Origin of the sequence: Nocardia sp. CA-290969, assembly GCF_050936135.1 — a bacterium.
Classification (GTDB): Bacteria; Actinomycetota; Actinomycetes; order Mycobacteriales; family Mycobacteriaceae; genus Nocardia.
In genome coordinates, this window is sequence record NZ_JBNJNJ010000001.1 from 1,264,218 (window position 1) to 1,283,571 (window position 19,354).

Annotated in this window: 20 protein-coding genes; 12 read left to right on the plus strand and 8 right to left on the minus strand. The window is 70.1% G+C overall.

Annotated features, from left to right (window positions below):
- Positions 1–118 precede the first annotated feature (118 nt).
- The gene (locus ACQEVO_RS05975; RefSeq protein ID WP_432909642.1) at positions 119–1,030 is read left to right on the plus strand and encodes an inositol monophosphatase family protein; all 912 of its coding nucleotides are present in this window, start codon (positions 119–121) and stop codon (positions 1,028–1,030) included.
- 23 nt (positions 1,031–1,053) lie between these two features.
- On the opposite strand, the gene cei is transcribed toward ACQEVO_RS05975, so the two are convergent.
- Positions 1,054–1,734, minus strand: a complete 681-nt coding sequence (cei, locus tag ACQEVO_RS05980) for an envelope integrity protein Cei (RefSeq protein WP_432909645.1) — start codon at positions 1,732–1,734, stop codon at positions 1,054–1,056.
- Positions 1,735–2,126: 392 nt separating this feature from the next.
- On the opposite strand from cei, the gene ACQEVO_RS05985 reads away from it, so the two are divergent.
- Complete coding sequence (locus ACQEVO_RS05985) at positions 2,127–2,429, plus strand: DUF4193 domain-containing protein (RefSeq protein WP_432909648.1); 303 nt, start codon at positions 2,127–2,129, stop codon at positions 2,427–2,429.
- A gap of 13 nt (positions 2,430–2,442) precedes the next feature.
- On the opposite strand, the gene ACQEVO_RS05990 is transcribed toward ACQEVO_RS05985, so the two are convergent.
- Positions 2,443–2,958, minus strand: a complete 516-nt coding sequence (locus ACQEVO_RS05990; RefSeq protein WP_432909650.1) for a DUF3093 domain-containing protein — start codon at positions 2,956–2,958, stop codon at positions 2,443–2,445.
- A 52-nt stretch (positions 2,959–3,010) separates the two neighbouring features.
- Here ACQEVO_RS05990 and dut point away from each other — a divergent pair, with 52 nt between their 5' ends.
- Together dut and ACQEVO_RS06000 are read left to right on the plus strand one after the other, a co-directional pair.
- Positions 3,011–3,505, plus strand: a complete 495-nt coding sequence (gene dut, locus ACQEVO_RS05995; RefSeq protein WP_432909653.1) for a dUTP diphosphatase — start codon at positions 3,011–3,013, stop codon at positions 3,503–3,505.
- 1 nt (position 3,506) lies between these two features.
- A complete protein-coding gene (locus ACQEVO_RS06000; protein WP_432909656.1) occupies positions 3,507–4,457 on the plus strand; it encodes a DUF3710 domain-containing protein in 951 nt (316 codons plus the stop codon).
- 38 nt (positions 4,458–4,495) lie between these two features.
- On the opposite strand, the gene ACQEVO_RS06005 is transcribed toward ACQEVO_RS06000, so the two are convergent.
- Entirely contained in the window at positions 4,496–5,194 is a 699-nt protein-coding gene (locus ACQEVO_RS06005; RefSeq protein WP_432909658.1) for an alpha/beta hydrolase, read from the minus strand.
- A 122-nt stretch (positions 5,195–5,316) separates the two neighbouring features.
- Between ACQEVO_RS06005 and ACQEVO_RS06010 the strand changes: the two genes are divergently transcribed.
- From ACQEVO_RS06010 to shbA, 3 genes are all read left to right on the plus strand, one after another.
- Positions 5,317–5,721 (plus strand): OB-fold nucleic acid binding domain-containing protein, encoded by a 405-nt coding sequence (locus tag ACQEVO_RS06010; RefSeq protein WP_280402285.1) that lies wholly within the window; start codon positions 5,317–5,319, stop codon positions 5,719–5,721.
- 3 nt (positions 5,722–5,724) lie between these two features.
- Positions 5,725–6,444 carry a DUF3159 domain-containing protein gene (locus ACQEVO_RS06015; protein ID WP_432909661.1) on the plus strand — a complete coding sequence of 240 codons (720 nt, stop codon included), beginning with the start codon at positions 5,725–5,727 and terminating at the stop codon, positions 6,442–6,444.
- A 105-nt stretch (positions 6,445–6,549) separates the two neighbouring features.
- The gene (shbA, locus tag ACQEVO_RS06020; RefSeq protein WP_432909664.1) at positions 6,550–7,188 is read left to right on the plus strand and encodes an RNA polymerase sigma factor ShbA; all 639 of its coding nucleotides are present in this window, start codon (positions 6,550–6,552) and stop codon (positions 7,186–7,188) included.
- A 98-nt stretch (positions 7,189–7,286) separates the two neighbouring features.
- On the opposite strand, the gene ACQEVO_RS06025 is transcribed toward shbA, so the two are convergent.
- Positions 7,287–8,009, minus strand: a complete 723-nt coding sequence (locus ACQEVO_RS06025; protein ID WP_432909667.1) for a potassium channel family protein — start codon at positions 8,007–8,009, stop codon at positions 7,287–7,289.
- A gap of 2 nt (positions 8,010–8,011) precedes the next feature.
- Entirely contained in the window at positions 8,012–8,677 is a 666-nt protein-coding gene (locus tag ACQEVO_RS06030) for a potassium channel family protein (RefSeq protein WP_432922391.1), read from the minus strand.
- Positions 8,678–8,875: 198 nt separating this feature from the next.
- Between ACQEVO_RS06030 and ACQEVO_RS06035 the strand changes: the two genes are divergently transcribed.
- The 3 genes from ACQEVO_RS06035 to ACQEVO_RS06045 all read left to right on the plus strand — a co-directional run bounded on the left by ACQEVO_RS06035 (position 8,876) and on the right by ACQEVO_RS06045 (position 12,800).
- Positions 8,876–10,864: an APC family permease gene (locus ACQEVO_RS06035; protein ID WP_432909670.1), complete on the plus strand. Its 1,989-nt coding sequence runs from the start codon at positions 8,876–8,878 to the stop codon at positions 10,862–10,864.
- 81 nt (positions 10,865–10,945) lie between these two features.
- The gene (locus tag ACQEVO_RS06040; RefSeq protein ID WP_432909672.1) at positions 10,946–12,346 is read left to right on the plus strand and encodes a class I SAM-dependent RNA methyltransferase; all 1,401 of its coding nucleotides are present in this window, start codon (positions 10,946–10,948) and stop codon (positions 12,344–12,346) included.
- 88 nt (positions 12,347–12,434) lie between these two features.
- A complete protein-coding gene (locus ACQEVO_RS06045; protein WP_432909674.1) occupies positions 12,435–12,800 on the plus strand; it encodes a glyoxalase in 366 nt (121 codons plus the stop codon).
- Positions 12,801–12,814: 14 nt separating this feature from the next.
- On the opposite strand, the gene ACQEVO_RS06050 is transcribed toward ACQEVO_RS06045, so the two are convergent.
- Positions 12,815–13,489 (minus strand): SIMPL domain-containing protein, encoded by a 675-nt coding sequence (locus ACQEVO_RS06050; protein WP_432909677.1) that lies wholly within the window; start codon positions 13,487–13,489, stop codon positions 12,815–12,817.
- A gap of 217 nt (positions 13,490–13,706) precedes the next feature.
- On the opposite strand from ACQEVO_RS06050, the gene dxs reads away from it, so the two are divergent.
- Positions 13,707–15,605: a 1-deoxy-D-xylulose-5-phosphate synthase gene (dxs, locus tag ACQEVO_RS06055; protein WP_432909679.1), complete on the plus strand. Its 1,899-nt coding sequence runs from the start codon at positions 13,707–13,709 to the stop codon at positions 15,603–15,605.
- Between the two features lie 87 nt (positions 15,606–15,692).
- On the opposite strand, the gene ACQEVO_RS06060 is transcribed toward dxs, so the two are convergent.
- Complete coding sequence (locus ACQEVO_RS06060) at positions 15,693–17,063, minus strand: HRDC domain-containing protein (protein WP_432909681.1); 1,371 nt, start codon at positions 17,061–17,063, stop codon at positions 15,693–15,695.
- A gap of 38 nt (positions 17,064–17,101) precedes the next feature.
- Positions 17,102–17,737, minus strand: a complete 636-nt coding sequence (locus tag ACQEVO_RS06065; RefSeq protein WP_432909684.1) for a DUF3000 domain-containing protein — start codon at positions 17,735–17,737, stop codon at positions 17,102–17,104.
- A 199-nt stretch (positions 17,738–17,936) separates the two neighbouring features.
- Here ACQEVO_RS06065 and hemE point away from each other — a divergent pair, with 199 nt between their 5' ends.
- Positions 17,937–18,992 carry a uroporphyrinogen decarboxylase gene (hemE, locus tag ACQEVO_RS06070; protein WP_432909686.1) on the plus strand — a complete coding sequence of 352 codons (1,056 nt, stop codon included), beginning with the start codon at positions 17,937–17,939 and terminating at the stop codon, positions 18,990–18,992.
- Positions 18,993–19,354 lie beyond the last annotated feature (362 nt).

A 19,354-nucleotide genomic window follows, 5' to 3' on the forward strand; every position in this document is an offset into this window, starting at 1 on the left:
GGTGCCGGTCCGTCACCGGCCTCGCGATGCCGCCCCCGGGCCGACGTGGGCCGGTGTGGTGTGCACGACAAGAGTAATGTGCGTGCCCGGATGCCCGGACCGCAGGATCTGTGCTGCGATGGTAGGCGTGCCGGAATCGATTTGGTCTCTCACCGCTGCCACCGAACCCGCCCCCGCCGACGCGGTGCTGTTACGCCGGATCGCGACCCACCTCGCCGGTATCGCCGCCGCACATGTCCGGGCCCGCCGACCCGAGGTTTTCGGCTCCGCCGGCGCCGCGGATACCGCCGTCCGCACCAAGAGCACCCCGACCGACCCGGTCACCGTCGTCGATACCGAAACCGAACAACTGATCCGGGACGAACTGGCCCGGTTGCGACCCGCCGACCACATTCTCGGCGAAGAAGGCGGCGGTGATCTGGCCGCGGCCGGCGACGATGAGGTCGTGTGGGTGGTCGACCCCATCGACGGCACGGTCAATTTCCTCTACGGCATCCCCGCGTACGCGGTCTCGGTGGCCGCCGTCCGCCGAGGCCGGCCGGTAGCCGGTGCGGTCGCCGATGTCGCGGCGTCGACGGTGTACGCCGCGGGAGCGGGGCTCGGCGCCACCCGGATCGGACCGGACGGCAAGGACACCGTGCTGCGCTGCAATCCGGTGCGTTCGGCCGAGCTGGCGCTGGTGGCGACGGGATTCGCCTACGGCGTGCGCCGCCGTACCGCGCAGGCCGCCTGTGTCGCGACCCTGCTGCCCCATGTTCGCGATATCCGCCGGATCGGCGCGGCGGCACTGGATCTGTGCATGGTGGCCGAGGGCCGGGTCGACGCGCACTACGAGCACGGGCTCAACCCGTGGGATTGGGCGGCCGGTGCCCTGATCGCCGCCGAGGCCGGTGCGGTGTTGCGGTTACCGCCGCCGGCGACCGGCGGCGCGGCGGGTGCGCTGGTGGTGGCCGCCGCGCCCGGAATCGCCGACGAGCTGTTCGCGCTGCTGGACCGGCTGGGAGTATCGGTGCCGATCCCGGAGGAATGAATCGGCGGTGCCGCGTTCGGCGATCAGCAGCGGGCGGTCCGGGCCGCCTCGAGCATATCCGGGTCGATATCCGGGCTTTCGCCGTTCACCGGGTTCTTCAGCGAACGCAGCACCTCTTCGGCGTCGTTGTTCGGCTGCAGCTCGCCGCCGAACAACGCGCCGAGGACCAGATCCACGCTGTCGTCGGGGCGCTTGTCCTCGATCAGCTCGGCGCACGGCACCGCGAGCTGGACCGCGGCCGCGACCGGGCGCCCGCTTTCGCCGAACCGGATCTGACCCGTGCATTCCAGGTCCCCGTTGGCATATATCGGATCGTTACCGTAAGGATCGCCGGGTACGCTGCCGAAGCCGAGATCGCCGAGCTGCGCGGCCACGTGGGCGGCCTGTCCGCGCTGACCGTTGGCGTTGAGCACGCGCAGCTTCGTCTCCGCCATCGGGGCGGGTTCCACCTCCGCCAGCAGGCTCGGACTCATCCGCTGCCCCGGCAGCGGCTGCGGGGCCGCCTTCGGATCGGTGGCCGGGCTCGGCGAATTGCAGGCCATCGGCGTGTGGTCGTCATCGTTGGTGGTCAGCGCCTTGATCCAGAGCGCTGAGCAGATCAACGTGAGTACGACGACCAGGACGAGCCACGGGCGCATCCGCCGGCGCGGGTAGGGACGGCCTTTGGCATCCGTCGAACTGCCTTCGGTGATCAGTGAAACCACGACGACACTGTACGTACCCGCGCCGGCGGTCCGCGCATTACCCGGTGGGCAGCGGGCGCGCCGGGGGAGCGCCCGCCGCAGCGCCGTGACCGCGCGTATCGATTGCCCGGCGGTTCCGACACGACCGGGTTGCGATTGCGACAATTTCCGCACCGTCCGCTATTGTCTGCCCGCCCAGACCGAAACATCGGTGAGTAAATCGGCGTTCGGTCCCGGGAACAAGCAGGGCAACTCATGCGTTGTCCGGACGCTATCGGCGGTGTGTCCACAGATTCACGCTGATAGAAGACCGGTGCGTATGTGAAGTGCACCACCGGCGGGGTGGCTGCCGCGGTCGAAACCGACGGCGTGCGCCGATCCGGATATACGGAGTAAGGACGAGGGGAAGAGACATGGCAACCGACTATGACGCGCCGAGGCGTACCGAAACCGACGATGTATCGGAGGATTCGCTCGAGGAGCTGAAAGCGCGTCGCAACGAGGCCCAGTCCGCCGTCGTGGATGTCGACGAATCCGATACCGCGGAGTCGTTCGAACTCCCCGGTGCGGACTTGTCCGAGGAAGTGCTGACGGTCCGGGTGATCCCGAAGCAGGCCGACGAGTTCACCTGCTCGAGCTGTTTCCTGGTGCATCACCGCAGCCGGCTGGCCAGTGAGGCCGGCGGGCAGATGATCTGCATGGATTGCGCTGCTTGAGACAGGCGCGAGGTCATTCCGCGCTCGGGACTCCGAGCGCGGTCAGGACCTGTTCCGGCCGGCGCGTACTGACCAGCCAGTACGGCGTCGGGTCATCCGGATCGTCGAGTACCAGCAGCACCATGGTGCCGATCCACGGCCGGTGCTGGACATAGGCGGCGGGATCGAGCTGGCGGCCCAGCGCCGCGCTTTTGGCGCTGCGTGGCACGACTGTCGCGCGGGCCACGAACGACACCGGCAGATGCGCCCGATCGACGCGCAGCTCCGGCGTCCCGCTGCCGTCCGGAGCGACCTCCACCCGGTGCCGGCTCAACCACAGCAGCACCCAGACCGGGATCGGGAGCAGCAGCACATACGGCAGCCAGGCCCGTAGGCCCGGCGCTCCCATATGCACCTCCGCGGCGAGCAGGGCGGCGAGTGCGAATCCCACCGGCCACCACCACAGCGGCACCCAGAGGCGTTCGCGATACGCCTGCGGCGCCGGCCGTGCGGGGTGGCCGGATTCGGTGGGTCGGGGCTGGTCGGACACGACTCAACACTAAGCGACATGCGCGCCGCGCCTGCGCGTAGGCTGGTCGGACGTGAACGCACTCTCACCGATACCACTGCTGCGGCTGGACCCGGGAATCCCGATGCCCAGCCGCGCCCACGACGGCGACGCGGGCGTGGACCTGTGCACCGCCGAGGATGTCGTCCTCGAACCCGGGGAACGGGTACTCGTCGGTACCGGTATCGCGATCGCGCTACCGGTGGGCACGGTCGGGCTGATCCATCCGCGGTCCGGTCTGGCGGCCAAAGCCGGCTTGTCCGTGGTGAACACGCCCGGGACGATCGATGCCGGGTACCGAGGTGAGATCAAGGTGTGCCTGATCAACCACGATCCGCGCACACCCATCGAATTACGCCGCGGCGACCGGATCGCGCAGTTGCTGGTGCAACGCGTGGAACTGGTCGATTTCGTGGCCGTGGACCGGCTCGACGATTCCGCGCGCGGCGCGGGCGGGTACGGGTCCAGCGGGGGACACGCGAGTTTGAGGCCGAGCGGCGCGGAAACCGCCCACGGCAAGGAGGCCTGACATGTTCGGACGACGCAAATCGGGCGGACGCAGATCCGGCGACGAGCCCCGCGACACCGGTGCGTACGGCACCGGCGAATACGAGGCCTACGACGACTACGACGACTACGACGACGGCGGCTATCACCGCGCCGGCGAGGAACAGTATCCGGGCGACTACGACGACAGCTATGACGACGGCTATGGCGGGGCCGCCTACAGCGACGCCTACGACGCCGCGATCGACGACCCCGATACCGAACCGCAACGGCGGGGTCCCTACGACTACGACGATGTCGCCGAAGTCCTGGAGAATTTCAGCGATACCCGGCTCGACCTGGGTTCGGTGATCCTGCCTGTACCGCCGGGCGGCCAGCTGCAGGTGGAGATGACACCGCAGGGCACCCCGCAGGCGGTGCACCTGGCCACCGAACACGGCCGGATCACGGTCGCGGCCTACGCCGCCCCGAAGTCGAAGGGTCAGTGGCGTACGGTGGCCGCCGATCTGGCGGAGTCGCTGCGCAAGGACGGCGCCCGCGTCTCGGTCGAGAAGGGGCCGTGGGGCCGGGAACTCGTCGCCGTCACCGAGGGCGCGGATCTGCGATTCATCGGCGTGGACGGCTACCGGTGGATGATCCGGCTGGTCGCCGCCGGTCCCTCCGGTTCCACCGCGGTCGGTAGCCCCCTGGTGGCCGCGGCGCGGACGGTGCTGAGCGAAACGATCATCCGCCGCGGTACCGACGCGCTGCCGGTGCGGGAACCGCTGCCGGTAGTGCTGCCACAGCAACTGGCCGAACAGCTCACGGCCGCGCACCAGCAACAGCAACTCCAGCAGCAGCAGGCGCAACAGGCGGCCGCGGCGCAGAACGCACCCCGGCCGGCGCCGACCGGTGCCGTGCTGCCGCCCCAGCAGCCGCAGCAGCCACGCCGGGGCGCCGAGGGATCGGCGATGCAGCAACTCGGCCGCGGCTGACGAGCGTCGACCCTGTTCCCGCCCGGCGGGAACAGGGTTCAGCGTGTGTAGCGCAGTCCGAGCCGGCCCAGGACGGCCGGGTCGGCCCCCAGCTGGTCGAGAGTTATCTCGGTGATCACCGACCGCGGCGCGCGGCGGGCCCATTCGCGGCCGACAGCCACCGGATGCACCGGGTCGTCCGCGGCGGCCACCACCGCCAACGGGGCCGGTAACCCGTCCAGCAGCGTCGCCTCCGGCCATTTGTACTGGGCCGCCTCCTCCAGCGCCGCGGGCAGTCCCGGCCACTGCGCGCGCCAGGAACGGGTGAGTGCGTCGGCGAGCCAGCGGGGGCTGCTGGCGCGCATCCGTTCCAGGACCGGTTCCAGTCCCTCCGTCCGCAACTGGGCGGCCGTCACCGCGGCGCTGAGGGTGGCCGGGCATTGCGCGGTATCGGGTCCGGTCCAGGCGGGTAGCGCCGCGATGACGCCCGCGACATCGGCGGTGGTGCGGGCGCTTGCCCATTCGACCGCGACCGCCGCGCCCAGCGAGATCCCGGCCGCCAGCACCGGACCGCGCACCGCGGCGGCGTCCAGGGCGGCACGGTAGCCGTCGATCACCGCGCCCGGTTCGGGGTCCACCGCGATCAGGTCGAGGCCGAGCGCGGTACAGGCGGGTTCGAAGGCGCGGCGGGCGAAATGTGCGTCGGAACCGGTGCCGGGGAGGGCGACCACGACTGCCGGACGTGGGGAATCGAACACCGGACCGAGCGTAGCGGTGCCGCCCCCGCCCATCTACAGTGGCGGGTACGGCCACAGCCGGGCCGTAGCAGGAAACTCGGATGACGTGCGACCCACGCCGTCCGCTCACAGGAGAGCATGCGATGTCTTCCTCGGCCGGAAGAAAAGCGGGCGCGAAGTCCGCAACCGGATATTTTCGCAGGCTCGGCCGCAGATTGACCGAGGATCTCGATCAGCTCGACGCCGAGGAGCTGGCGGAGTCGGCGGACGCTTCGGGCGCCTGCCGGGTCTCGGAGTGCCGGCGCGGTGAGGAGGCGACGATGCTGGGCAGATTGCGCAGTGTCGATTCGTGTCCGCAGGCCGCCGGTGCCAATGTGCAGGCGGAGTTTTTCGACGGTACCGATGCCATCACTCTGGTGTGGATCGGGCGGCGCCGGATTCCCGGTATCGAATCGGGCCGGCGCATCATGGTGCGCGGCCGGATCGGCGAGCGCGAAGGCCGCAAAGTGATCTACAACCCCTACTACGAACTGCGCGGAAACAGCTGACGTATGCCATCGAGCGACGAGTACGCCACCACGCCGCTACCGCGGACCACCGCTGCCGCGGATTCGCCGTCCACGGACGAATCCCCGGCGCCCGGGGATGCCGAACCCGGGCAACAGACTTTGCTGGAACAACTGGGCGGTTTCGCGGGACTGATCTACTCCACCGTGCCGGTGGTGGTTTTCGTCCCGGTGAACGCCCTCTTCGGGCTGACCGCGGCGATCTGGGCCGCGCTGGGTGTGGCCGGTGCGGTGCTCGTCTGGCGGCTGGTGCGGCGCGAACCCATCCAACCGGCGATCTCGGGGTTCCTGGGCGTGGGAATCTGCGCGCTGATCGCCTGGCGGATGGGAGAGGCCAAAGGCTTCTTCCTGTTCGGCATCTACACCAGTCTCATCTACGGGGCCGCGTTCCTGATCTCCATCCTGGTGCGCCGTCCCCTCGTCGGTGTCGTGTGGAGTGTGCTCAACGGCCACGGTGGTGACTGGCGCGGCGACCCTCGCGTGGTGCGCCTCTACGATCTGGCGACCGCCACCTGGGTGCTCGTTTTCGGTGCCCGCTACCTGGTGCAACACCATCTGTACGCGGCCGACAGCACCGGCTGGCTGGCTGCCGCCCGGATAGCGATGGGGTGGCCGCTCACCGCGATCGCGCTGGTGGTCACCGTCTGGGCCGTCCGGCGGGCGGGACATCTGCCCGCCGGGTCGGCTGCCCGGCACGCCGCCTGATCCGGACCCGCAGGGTGGCGGATGACCCACCCTTTGGTGTCTATCACCGCGCCGCCGTTCATCGGACGATCGTTGCAGTAGACGATCTGCCGAGAGGACTGGCGAATGCGTACCGAGCAGCACACGATCCCACGCCCGGAGCGGGGGCGCGAGAATCCGGTGCGGTCCCAGAGCCGCCGGGTGTCCGCCGAACTGGACGCCCTGGTCGGCCCCGCGGCCGCCGGTGACCGTCGCGCGACAGCCGAAATCCTGCGGCTCGTCCAGCCGCTGGTGCAGCGGTACTGCCGCACCAGGCTCGGGAACCCCGCCCATCTGCACGTGACGGCCGACGACGTGACCCAGGAAGTCCTCCTGGCCACCGTCGCCGCCATTCCCCGCTACCGGGACCAGGGCAAGTCCTTCCTCGCCTTCGTCTACGGCATCGCGGCCAACAAGGTGTCCGACGCATTCCGTGGCGCCCAGGTACACCCGGCCTATCCGATGGCGGAGGTGCCCGAGGTGGCCTCCACCGCGGCGGGGCCGGAGGAGTGGGCGCTGGCCGCCGAACGCGGCTCGGTGGCCCGTGAACTCATGCAGCAGCTGAATCCGGTACACCGCAAGGTGCTGGTGCTGCGGATCGTGTTCGGGCTGAGCGCGGCCGAGACGGCGGCAGAGCTGGGAACGAGCGCCGGCGTGGTCCGGGTGATGCAATACCGGGCCCTGAACAAGCTACGGGCGCGCGCGGCCCAGCCGGTCGCCGCCTGAGCCGATCCCGACTCGTCACGCTGCGTCGATGGGGCGGTGCGAGGGCTCTGCGTGGTGACGCTGCGCTGCCGCCTCGGATTCGCGCACGCCGGTGGGGCTCAGTATTCGGCATCCTGCGAAGGGGTCAGCCCGGTCTCGGGTGCCGCGGGTTCGGTGGCGGCGCCGATCGGTGCCAGTACCGAGCGCAGCTCCTCCTCGGCCTCCGCGGAAGCCACGAACAGCAGTTCGTCGTCGCCTTCGAACGGGTCGTCCGGTTGCGGCACGATGACCCGGCCGCCACGCAGGATGGTGACCAATGCGGAATCACGCGGCAGGCGCAGGCTGCGGACCGGTTTACCGGCCAGGGTCGTATCCGGCGGCAGCGTGAGTTCGACCAGGTTGGCCTGCCCCTGCCGCAACGTCATCAACCGCACCAGATCGCCCACCGAGACCGCTTCCTCGACCAGCGAGGCGAGCAGGCGCGGTGTGGAGACGGCGACATCCACACCCCAGGCCTCGTCGAAGAGCCATTCGTTGCGGGGGTCGTTGACCCGGGCGACCACCCGGCGCACACCGAATTCGGTTTTCGCCAGCAGGCTGTGCACCAGATTCGCTTTGTCGTCACCGGTGGCGGCGATGACGACCTCGTAGTCCTGCAGGCCCGCGTCCTCGAGCAGTTGCAGTTCACACGCGTCGGCGTGCACCCAGATCGCGTTCGGCACCGAATCGCGGTCGATATGGTCGAGCTGGCGTTCGAGCAGCATCACACTGTGCCCCGAGCGCAAGAGTTCGCGGGCGATGGAGCGGCCGACGGCCCCGGCTCCGGCAATGGCCACCTTCATGATCAGTCCTTGTTCGCTGGGGGTTTCGCGGCCAGCGCGACCGCCTCACCGGCGGAACCGGAGGTCGCGGCCACGTACACGGTGTCGTCGGCCTGGACGACGGTTTTGGCGTCGGGCAGGATGCCCTGACCGAAGCGGATGATGAACGCGACCCGCGCGCCGGTGGCGGTTTCCAGATCGCGGACCGTGCGCCCGTACCAGTCCTCGTGCAGGATCAGCTGAGCGACGGCCACGGTGCCGGTGGGGTCGCGCCAGGTGGTGGTGCCCGCGTCGCCGAGCAGGTTGTGCAGGAAACGATCGGTGGTCCACGGCACGGTGGCGATGGTCGGGATGCCGAGGCGTTCGTAGACGGCGGCGCGTTTGGCGTCGTAGATCCGGGCCACCACCCGTTCGATACCGAACATCTCCCGCGCCACGCGGGCGGAGATGATGTTGGAGTTGTCGCCCGAGGACACCGCCGCGAATGCGCCGGCCCGCTCGATCCCCGCCCGGCACAGCACATCGCGATCGAACCCGACCCCGACCACCCGCTCGCCGGGGAAATCCTCGCCCAGCCGCCGGAACGCGTCCGGGTTGCGATCGATCACGGCGACTTCATGACCTATCCGGACCAGGGCGCGGGCCAGTGATGCCCCCACTCGGCCGCATCCCATGATCACCACGTACACCGTGAACCTCGCTCCTGATTCCGAACGCTTGTACAGCCGTGCGGTCGATACCGCTGCGGCAGCCGTACGGCTGCCGCGCAACGAACCGTACTCGCCGGTTCGCACCCACAGCCAGATTCCCCCTGGCGAACCCGGGCAAACCGGTAATCCGGTAATGCCTCGCAGCACACAACGCCGCGGGGGCATATGCTCCGTCCAGTGTCGAAGTTGACGACCGCCACCAAACGCCTGGTGCTGGGGCGGCCATTCCGTAGTGACTCCCTGGGCCACACCCTGCTGCCGAAACGAATCGCGCTGCCGGTGTTCGCCTCGGACGCGATGTCCTCGGTCGCCTACGCGCCCGAGGAGATCTTCCTCGTGCTGTCGGTGTCCGGGCTCGCGGGCTACGCCTACGCGCCGTGGCTCGGACTGGCGGTGGCCGTGGTGATGATCATCGTGGTCACCAGCTACCGCCAGAATGTGCACGCCTACCCGTCCGGCGGGGGTGACTTCGAGGTGGTCACCACGAACCTCGGTCCCACCGCCGGTCTGACGGTGGGCAGCGCACTGCTGGTGGATTATGTGCTGACGGTCGCGGTCTCGATATCGTCGGCGGCATCGACCATCGGTTCGGCGATCCCGTTCGTCGCCACCCACAAGGTGCTGTTCGCGGTGGCCGCCATCGCGCTGCTCACCGCGATGAACCTGCGTGGTGTGCGGGAATCGGGCCGCGCCTTCGCGCTGCTGTCCTATGCCTTCCTGGCCGGGATGTTCGCCATGCTGGGCTGGGGCCTGATCCGGATCTTCGTGCTCGGCGACGAGGTGCGCGCCGAATCGGCCTCGTTCGAATTGCGGGCCGAGGACGACCATCTGGCCGGCATCGCGCTGGTGTTCCTGCTCGCCCGCGCCTTCTCGTCGGGGTGCGCGGCGCTGACCGGTGTCGAGGCGATCAGCAACGGAGTCCCGGCGTTCCGTAAGCCCAAATCACGCAACGCCGCGACGACGCTGCTGTTGCTCGGCGGGATCTCCATCGTCCTGCTGCTCGGCATCATCGTGATCGCCCGCCAAGCGCATGTCGTATTCGCCGAGGATCCGGCGCATCTGATCGGCGCCCCCGACGGCTATCAGCAGAAAACGCTGGTCACTCAGATCGCGCACGCGGTGTTCGACACCTTCACGCCCGGTTTCTATTTCGTGGCGGTCGTGACGGCGGTGATCCTGGTGCTGGCCGCCAATACCGCCTACAACGGGTTCCCGGTGCTCGGCTCGGTGCTGGCACAGGCCCGGTTCCTGCCGCGGCAGCTGCACACCCGTGGCGACCGCCTGGCGTTCAGCAACGGCATCCTGTTCCTGGCGGTGGGGGCGATCGGGTTCGTGGTGGCGTTCGACGCGGAGGTCACCAAACTCATCCAGCTCTACATCATCGGGGTGTTCGTCTCGTTCACCCTCAGCCAGACCGGCATGCTGCGGCACTGGTCCCGGCTGCTGCGCCGGGAGACCGATCCGGCCGAACGGTCGCGGATGCTGCGGTCGCGGGCCATCAACGCGCTCGGCCTGGTGGCCACCGGTGCGGTGCTGATCGTCGTGTTGATCACCAAGTTCTTCGCGGGCGCGTGGATCGCGATCGTGACGATGGCGGTGATCTTCGTGGTGATGAAGATGATCCACCACCACTACGATTCGGTGGCCCGGGAACTCGAGGAACAAGAATGGGACGGGGTGCTGCCCAGCCGGACGCATTCCATCGTGCTGGTGTCACGGCTGCATCTGCCGACCCGGCGCGCGCTGGCCTATGCCCGGGCCGGCCGTCCGGACACGCTCGAAGCGATCACGGTCAACGTCGACGAGGAGGACACCCGCGCACTCGTCCGGGACTGGGAGAACAGCGATATCTCGGTACCGTTGAAGGTTGTGGAGTCGCCCTACCGGGAGATCACCAAACCCGTGCTCGACTACGTGAAACGGGTGCGTAAGGACGCACCCCGCGACGTCGTGACGGTATTCATCCCGGAGTACGTCGTGGGCCACTGGTGGGAACAGGTACTGCACAACCAGAGCGCGCTGCGGTTGAAGGGGCGACTGTTGTTCGAGCCCGGCGTCATGGTGACCAGCGTGCCGTGGCAGCTCAGTTCCTCGGCGCGGGCCCGGGCCGTGGGCGAGCACACGGCACCCGGTTCGGTCCGGCGCGGGTACGGCGACAATGGGTGAGCTCCGGGCGCTGAGCGACGGACGGGCGCGGGTCTGCGTCACCGAGTCCCGGGCGCGCGTCCGGCGGGTCGGGAAGCGCCGATGACGTCGTGGCGTGATCGCGAGCTCGAGCTGCGGCTGGGGCCACCGGGCCACGGTGGTTTCTGCGTGGCCCGCCACGAGGGACGGGTGGTGTTCGTGCGCCACGGCCTTCCCGGGGAGCTGGTGACGGCTCGGGTCACCGAGGACCGCGGCGGCTCGTTCTGCCGGGCCGATGCGGTGGATATCGTCGAGCCGTCGGCGGATCGCGTGCCGCGGACGTGTCCGGTCTCGGGGCCGGGTGGCGCGGGTTGCTGCGATTTCGCCCATGCCGCCCCCGCGGCCCAGCGGGCGTTGAAGGCGGCCGTCGTCGCCGAACAACTGCGCCGGATCACCCGTATCGACCGGGATATCGACGTGGAGCCGATCCCGGGGGTGGCCGATCCGTCCGGCGGTTGGCGTACCCGCATCCGGCTGGTGGTGGACGACGCCGGACGGGTCGGCGTGCACCGGTATCGGAGCACCGAGGTGATCCCCGATCTGCGCTGCCCGCAGCCGGTACCCGCGGCGCTCGACGGGGTCGGGGAGCGGCTCTGGACACCGGGTGCGGACCTGGTGATCGCGGTGGATGACGAGGGCACCCGGCATATCGTCGAACTCGCCCCTGTCCCGGAACAGAAATACCCGGAACACAAACAACGGGCCGCAGAGGCCCGGGACGGCCGGCGTGGGCCACGCGGCCGGCGGCGTGGCGCGCGCTCGGGACCGGATCGCCGGGCCGCCGCGGTGAGTGGACCCGCTGAGCCGGCTCCCGAGACGGCGAACGGTCAGCGCCGCCGGGCCACGGCCCACCGCGCTGCCGTGCACGCCGCGCGCGACGAATGGGTGATCGAGGGCAGCGGCCGCGCCGTGCAATACGTCGCGGGCCGCCGCTGGGAGGTCTCGGCCGCCGGTTTCTGGCAGGCGCACCGAGGCGCCGCCCGATGCTATTCCGACGTGGTGGCCGAATGGGCCGATCTGTCCGTCGGTGCGACCGCCTGGGACCTCTACAGCGGTGCCGGTGTCTTCGCGGCCCGGCTGGCCGGGCAGACCGGCTCCGCCGGTGCGGTGCACGCGGTCGAATCGGCTCCCGGCGCGGTGTCCGACGGCCTTGCCGCCCTGGGTGATCTGCCCTGGCTGACCCTGCAGGGCGGCCGAGTCGAGCGGTGGGTAGCCGGTCGGCGCGGCCCCCGGCCGCAGGTCGTGGTCCTCGATCCGCCGCGGGCCGGCGCCGGTAAGCCCGTCGTCACCGCGGTTGCGGCGGCCGCACCGGACCGGATCGTGCATATCGGCTGCGACCCGGCCTCCTTCGCCCGCGACCTACGCCTCTACCTCGATGCCGGTTACCGCCTCACCGCCCTGCGCGCCTTCGACGCCTTCCCCGCCACCCACCACGTGGAATGCCTTGCGCTCCTGGAACGCTGAGCCCGGACGCGGGGTGCTGTTCGTCACCGGACGCACGTGCGTGGACCGCTCGCCCCCATACTCGGCGTGAAACCTGGAGGGAGCGAGCATGATCCATCATGTGCAAGTGTGTTGCCCGGCCGGAGCCGAAGAGCGGCAGCGTGAGTTCTATACCGGTGTCCTGGGCTGGACGGAATTGCCGAAACCGCCGCTGCTCGCGGCCCGCGGTGGGTGCTGGTTCCGGGTTCCCGGCCTCGGCGGTCCCGCCGGGGAACTGCATATCGGCGTCGACCCGGACTTCCGCCCGGCGATCAAGGCACATCCCGCGTTCGTTGTGGACATCGACGCGACGGCCGCGGCGGTGACGGCGGCGGGATATCCCGTCACCTGGGCGGATCCGGCCGAGATTCCGGGCCGGCGCCGGTTCCATACGGTCGACGGTGTCGGCAACCGGCTGGAGTTCCTCGCGGGCTGAGGTGATCCGGCACGTCAGCGCAGCTGCCAGGTGACGCGCAGGACCGCGGAAATCTCTTGTTCGCCGGGTTCGACCGGAATCGCGGCAGGGCTCGACGACGCCACCATGCGGACGGCGCCGGGCTCCTGTTGGGCACGCGGTGCCGGGGACGTGGTGTCTTCGGTGATCTCGAGCACGGGGCCCAGTTCGCGGGCGGCGCGGCGGGCGTACTGGCGGGCCTTGTCCAGGGCGTCGTCCCACGCGTCGTCCCGGGCGCGGGTCAGCCGGCGGGTGCGGTCGGCGAAGGTGTACTGCAGGCCGCCGAGCCGGGCGTCGTCGCCGCCGGCGGCCACCGCGTGCGCGATGATCTCGCCGGGACCGGGTGTGGCGGTTGCTTCGCCGGGACCGGGGTGGGTCAGGACGACGCGCAGGCCGCTGGTGGCGATATATCCGGTGATCCGGGAGAGACCGTCCTGCCAGGTGAGATCGGACCGCACCGACAGCACACCAGTGGTGATGTCGGTCTCGGATACGCCGTCGCCGCGTAGCGCTGCGGTAATGGCGGCCACCCGCTGTCCCGCCTGGTCGTAGGCCAGGCCGACGGTGCTCGCCCGGCATTCCACGCCGATACCCAGCACGATCCGATCCGGGATCGCACGCACCGTGCCCTGCCCGAATACGGTGACTGTTCCGGCCTGCGCAGGGTTCATCCGGTCTCCTCGCAATGCGGTGGGGGCGGTCGTCGTACGCCGCGGCCGGGGGTACGCGGTTCGCGCGGCATATGCCGTTCACCTTAGGCTGGACCGATACGCCGGACCGCGGATCCGGCCCGGTGCGGCGGTAGCCAGCCCTCGCCGTCGGGCGAGTACTCGGCCGCGGCTCCTAGACTGGTCGGATCAACTGCGCTATCCGGAGGGAGCGAATCAGGTGGGAGTGCTTTCCCGGGTCGATACGCCCGAAGACGTGCGTCGGCTGTCGGTACCGCAACTGCGGGAACTGGCGGCGGAGATCCGCGAGTTCCTGGTGCACAAGGTCGCCGTCACCGGCGGGCACCTGGGACCCAATCTCGGGGTGGTGGAACTCACCCTGGCGCTGCACCGGGTATTCGATTCGCCCGCCGACCCGTTGATCTTCGACACCGGCCACCAGGCCTATGTGCACAAGATCGTGACCGGTCGTAAGGACCGTTTCGACTCCCTGCGCCGCAAGGACGGGCTGTCGGGGTATCCGAGCCGTGCGGAGAGCGAGCACGACTGGGTCGAGTCGTCACATGCCTCGGCTTCGCTGTCGTATGCCGACGGCCTGGCCAAGGCGTTCGCGCTCACCGGGCAGGACCGCCACGTCGTCGCGGTGGTCGGCGACGGGGCGCTCACCGGCGGTATGTGCTGGGAGGCGCTGAACAATATCGCGGGCGCCCCGGACCGGCCGGTGGTGATCGTGGTCAACGACAACGGCCGGTCCTATGCGCCGACCATCGGTGGCCTGGCGCAGCGGCTGACGGCGCTGCGCACCCAGCCGGTGTACGAGCATATGCTCGACACGGGCCGTCGATTCCTGAAAAGCATTCCCGGCGTGGGCGATTCCGCGTATTCGATGGTGCATGCGGTGAAGGCCGGGATCAAGGATGCGGTGAGCCCGCAGGAACTGTTCGGTGATCTCGGGTTGAAGTATGTGGGCCCGGTGGACGGGCACGATCTGGTCGCGCTGGAATCGGCTCTGCGCCACGCCAAGGAGTTCGGCGGCCCGGTGGTCGTACACGCCGTCACCCAGAAGGGGCACGGCTACGAACCGGCCGAGAACCATGTGGCCGATCAGATGCACGCCTGCGGGCCCATCGACCCGCGCACCGGGGAAGCGGTGAGCAAAGGCGGCGCCGCCAGCTGGACCTCGGTGTTCTCCGCGGAACTCATCGCGCACGCCGAACGCCGCGAGGATATCGTCGCGATCACCGCGGCCATGCCCGGCCCCACCGGCCTCTCGGCGTTCGGTGAGCGTTTCCCGGACCGGCTCTTCGATGTGGGGATCGCCGAACAGCACGCGCTGGCCTCGGCGTCGGGGCTGGCGCTCGGGGGCCTGCACCCTGTGGTCGCCATCTACTCCACCTTCCTCAACCGCGCCTTCGATCAGCTGCTGATGGATGTGGCACTGCTGAAACAGCCCGTCACGCTGGTCCTCGACCGGGCCGGAATCACCGGGGCCGACGGTGCCAGCCACAACGGGATGTGGGATCTGTCATTGCTGGGGATCGTGCCGGGTATGCGGGTCGCCGCGCCGCGTGACGCCGCGACCCTGGCCGAGGAACTGGCCGAGGCGCTCGCGGTGAACGACGGTCCGACCGCACTGCGTTTCCCCAAGGACAGCGTCGGCGCCGACATCCGCGCACTGGAACGCCTCGACGGCGTGGATGTGCTGTGGCTGCCGGACCGGGAAGGTCCCTCGGCGCAGACCCAGCACGGGGATGTGCTGTTCGTGGCGGTGGGTTCGCTCGTGCCGGCCGCGTTGCAAGCCGCCGAACTGCTGGAGGCCGAGCAGGTCAGCACGACGGTGATCGATCCGCGCTGGGTGCTGCCGGTCTCGGACGCCATCGTCAAACTCGCCGAGAACTACCGGCTGGTGGTGACCCTGGAGGACAGCGGTCTGCACGGCGGGATCGGATCCACCATCTCGGCGCGGTTGCGCGCGGCGGGCCTCGATGTGCCCGCCCGCGATATCGGTATCCCGCAGGAATTCCTGGACCACGGCAGTATTGCTCAGGTCCGCCAGGAACTGGGACTGACCGCGCCCGATATCGCCCGCCGGGTCGCCGGGTGGCTCGACGCCCGGTGATCGCCGGGCGAGACGGGCGGCCGCCAACGGCCGATCGGATGAGTGCCGCAGGCGATGGCGCAACCCCGCGCGGCGGCAGGTCGCAGGTCAGCCCTCCGGTGGGGCGGTGAGCGCCCCGGCGAGAGCATCCACCGTGAGCTCGCGTTGCCACGGCCGCGCACCGTGGGATTTGAGGAACCCCTCGATCGCCTCGGCAACCTCGGCCGCCGATTCCGGGCCGAGCCGGTAGTCGGGGAGCCCGTCCCAGCACAGCCGGCGCACCAGATCAGGGGCGAGCAGATTCTCCACCGGCACCGACACCCGCTCCGAGATCTCGGTGATGGCGGCGCGGGCGCGGTTGAGCCGGGCGGCGGCCGCCGGGTCGCGGCGTTCCCAGCGGTTCACCGGCGGCGGACCGTCGTACGGCTGACTCATCCGGGGCAGTTCCTCGTCGGGGAGGGTGCGGGCGCGTTCCACCGCACCCAGCCATTCGCGGGAGTAGCGGCGTTGCCGGGGCCCGCCGAACACCGGTAGTTCGCGGAGTTGCCCGATGCTCTTGGGGTCGGCGTTCGCGGCGGCGATGATCGCCGAATCGGGCAGGATCCGCGACGGCGCGATATCGCGGCCCCGGGCCAGGGTGTCGCGGGTGGTCCACAGTTCGCGCACGATCGCCAGCTGGCGGGCCCGGCGCAAAGTGTGGATACCGGAGGTGCGCCGCCACCGATCCGGTTTCGGCGGGGCCGGCTCCGCCAGCCGGATATGCTCGAATTCCTGCGCTGCCCACTCGGTTTTGTCCTGTTCCCGCAGGGACGCGGCCACCGCCTCGCGGAGTTCGGGCAGCAATTCCACATCGAGCGCGGCGTAGTTCAGCCATGCCTCCGGCAGCGGCCGGGTCGACCAGTCCGCGGCGCCGTGCCCTTTGCGCAGTGCCCGGCCGAGCAACTGTTCGACCATGGCGGCCAGCCCCACGCGGGGATAGCCGGCGAGCCGCCCACCGAGTTCGGTATCGAACAGTTTCGCCGGCCGCAGCCCGAGCTCGGCCAGACCGGGCAGATCCTGATCGGCGGAGTGCAGGATCCACTCCAGATCGTTGATGACGGCCGCCAGCGGTGCCAGCGCGCCGGCCACCGGAATCGGGTCGATGAGGACCGTGCCCGCCCCGGCGCGGCGCAGCTGGATCAGGTACGCGCGCGAGGAGTAGCGGAACCCGGAGGCGCGTTCGGCGTCGACGGCGAGCGGGCCGGTTCCGGCAGCGAGGCGTGCCGCGGCCGCGGCGACCTCGTCCGGGGTAGCGCAGACCGGCGGAATACCGTCGGCGGGGGCCAGCAGGGGAACCGCGGTGGGGGGATCGGGGAGCCCGGTGTCCGGCGTCGAACCTGTCTGCGCGCTGCCTGCCCCCGGTTCCGCCGCCGGTGATTGCGCGGCGCCACCGTCCGGGCGGTCACCGGACAGGTGTTCGGGCTCCTCTACTACCGGCATAAAGGGCCACTCTACGTGGCCGAGGCTACGGCCGATATTCAACCACGGTCGGTGCGGCCCGGTGACGACGGCCGCAGATCGGTGATTCCCGCAGGTGGCAGGCCTGCCGCGTAGGCGAGTACTTCGCCGAAACCCTCGACGTGCGGTGCCATCTCGGTGGTCCGTGCCGTCCAGGAAGCCCGGAGTTCCAGCTGGTGCGCCCGCGGTGGGCCGGCGATATCCCCGTAGCGCACCGAACTCGTCGAGGTCACCGTGCCGCCGAGCGCGGTGAACGGCACATCGCGCGACTCCAGCGCGTCCACCAGCCAGCTCCACGCGACCTCCGGCAGCAGCGGATCGGCCGCGAGTGCGCCGTCGATATCGGCCTGGATATAGGCGACCAGCCGGAACACTCCGTGCCAGGCTTCGTCGCCGTTCGGATCGTGTAGCAGGATCAGCCGGCCGAACGCGTCGCCCTCGGAATCGATGGGCACCACCGGGGAGTCCTCGTGGATCACCTCGGCGCCGAGGGCGTAGGAGTACGGGGCCAGACGCTGCGGCGGCCGGATCGGGGACAGTTCGATCCGCGGGTGTACGGACGCGGCGCCCATCTGCGAAACGGCCATGCGGAACGATGCGGGTTCGTCGCCGGGCCCATCGTTCGGTGCGCCGTCGCGGATATCGAGCGGTGTCACGGGAGATGACGGTAGACCTGTCACAGCCGGGGCGTGGGGAGGCGCGCCGGGCGACCGTTGTTGCTGGATGTGCGGGCAGGCTCGTGGTAAATACCGCGCAACTATCCGGCTGACCGGCCGGGGCCGGGTGCGGCCGCGGATCCGGAAGCGGTCCGGGCTTGCGCGCCGCCGCCCGGCACGCCGAATACGATGGCCGGTGATGAGCACATACACGCGCCGCCAGTTGTCCGATGCCCCGTTCCTGGCCGCCGCAGCCGGGGCGACCCCGGCCCGGCGGCCGGTGTGGTTCATGCGTCAGGCCGGGCGGTCGCTGCCGGAATACCGTGAGCTGCGGGCGGGCATCGGGATGCTGCAGTCCTGTTTCGACCCCGAACTGGTCTGCGAGATCACGCTGCAGCCGATCCGCCGCCACGGTGTCGACGCGGCGATCCTGTTCTCCGATATCGTCGTCCCACTCAAAGCGGCGGGGATCGATCTCGATATCGTCCCGGGTGTCGGGCCCGTGGTGACTTCCCCGGTGCGTACCGCCGCCGATGTGCGGGCCCTGCCGCGGTTGCGTCCCGAGGAAGTCGGTGCCGTCACCGACGGGGTGCGGTTGCTGGTCGGTGAACTGGGGCAGACCCCGCTGATCGGTTTCGCCGGTGCCCCCTTCACGCTGGCCTCGTACCTGGTCGAGGGCGGGCCCAGTAAGCACCACGAACGCACCAAGGCGATGATGCACGGCGATCCGGCCGCCTGGAACGCGCTGCTCGGTGCGCTCACCGATATCACCATCGTGTTCCTGCGGGCCCAGCTCGAGGCGGGAGTGGACGCGGTGCAACTGTTCGACTCGTGGGCGGGCGCGCTGTCGCTGGCCGACTACCGCCGCTATGTACTGCCGCATTCGGAGCGGGTATTCGCCGAGATCGCCGACGCCGGGGTGCCGAGGATCCATTTCGGGGTCGGGACCGGCGAGCTGCTGGGCGCGATGGGTGAGGCGGGCGCCGATGTGGTCGGGGTCGATTGGCGGGTGCCGCTCACCGAGGCGGTCCGCCGGGTCGGGCCCGGAAAGGCGCTGCAGGGCAATCTCGATCCTGCCGTCCTGTTCGCCGGCCGGCCGGTGGTGGAGGCCGAGGCACGGCGGATCGCCGACGAAGCGGATTCGGCGATTGCCATGGGCGCCGCGGGCCATATCTTCAACCTCGGGCACGGGGTGCTCCCGGACACCGATCCCGGCGTGCTGACGGCCCTGGTGGAATTCATCCACGAACTGTGACGGTCCCGGTCGCCGATCGGGGTACGCCGGTCGCTCGGTAACCGACCACCGGTTCCGGGTGGCTGCGGGCCGCCGAGGTACCTCGCGTTCCCGGATCGGCCCAGGTCCGGGTGAGGTGGCGGCCGCTCGCACGCCCGGACGCGTACCCGGAGTAGCCGGGGCCGAGTCGATGTGCGACCGCGGCGCGCACATCCTGTGTTTCCGGTGTCCCGGCGATCGCTCGCCTGCGAGCCGCGTGCGTTGTCGGGCTTCCGGTGCCGTACGGCAAGCCCGAGGTCGTTCGCAGAACTGTTCCATGGTCGCGGACGTGTGCCGGTTCTCCGACCCGTTGCCGGCGGGCGGCGCCGCGCCGCCGGTCCGTG

Bases quoted from the DNA above. Each gene is read 5' to 3' on its own strand.
- ACQEVO_RS05975 (WP_432909642.1), top strand. From the start codon at position 119: ATGGTAGGCGTGCCGGAATCGATTTGGTCTCTCACCGCTGCCACCGAA.
- ACQEVO_RS05985 (WP_432909648.1), top strand. From the start codon at position 2,127: ATGGCAACCGACTATGACGCGCCGAGGCGTACCGAAACCGACGATGTA.
- ACQEVO_RS06000 (WP_432909656.1), top strand. From the start codon at position 3,507: ATGTTCGGACGACGCAAATCGGGCGGACGCAGATCCGGCGACGAGCCC.
- ACQEVO_RS06010 (WP_280402285.1), top strand. From the start codon at position 5,317: ATGTCTTCCTCGGCCGGAAGAAAAGCGGGCGCGAAGTCCGCAACCGGA.
- ACQEVO_RS06015 (WP_432909661.1), top strand. From the start codon at position 5,725: ATGCCATCGAGCGACGAGTACGCCACCACGCCGCTACCGCGGACCACC.
- shbA (WP_432909664.1), top strand. From the start codon at position 6,550: ATGCGTACCGAGCAGCACACGATCCCACGCCCGGAGCGGGGGCGCGAG.
- ACQEVO_RS06025 (WP_432909667.1), bottom strand. From the start codon at position 8,009: ATGAAGGTGGCCATTGCCGGAGCCGGGGCCGTCGGCCGCTCCATCGCC.
- ACQEVO_RS06040 (WP_432909672.1), top strand. From the start codon at position 10,946: ATGACGTCGTGGCGTGATCGCGAGCTCGAGCTGCGGCTGGGGCCACCG.
- ACQEVO_RS06045 (WP_432909674.1), top strand. From the start codon at position 12,435: ATGATCCATCATGTGCAAGTGTGTTGCCCGGCCGGAGCCGAAGAGCGG.
- ACQEVO_RS06050 (WP_432909677.1), bottom strand. From the start codon at position 13,489: ATGAACCCTGCGCAGGCCGGAACAGTCACCGTATTCGGGCAGGGCACG.
- ACQEVO_RS06060 (WP_432909681.1), bottom strand. From the start codon at position 17,063: ATGCCGGTAGTAGAGGAGCCCGAACACCTGTCCGGTGACCGCCCGGAC.
- hemE (WP_432909686.1), top strand. From the start codon at position 17,937: ATGAGCACATACACGCGCCGCCAGTTGTCCGATGCCCCGTTCCTGGCC.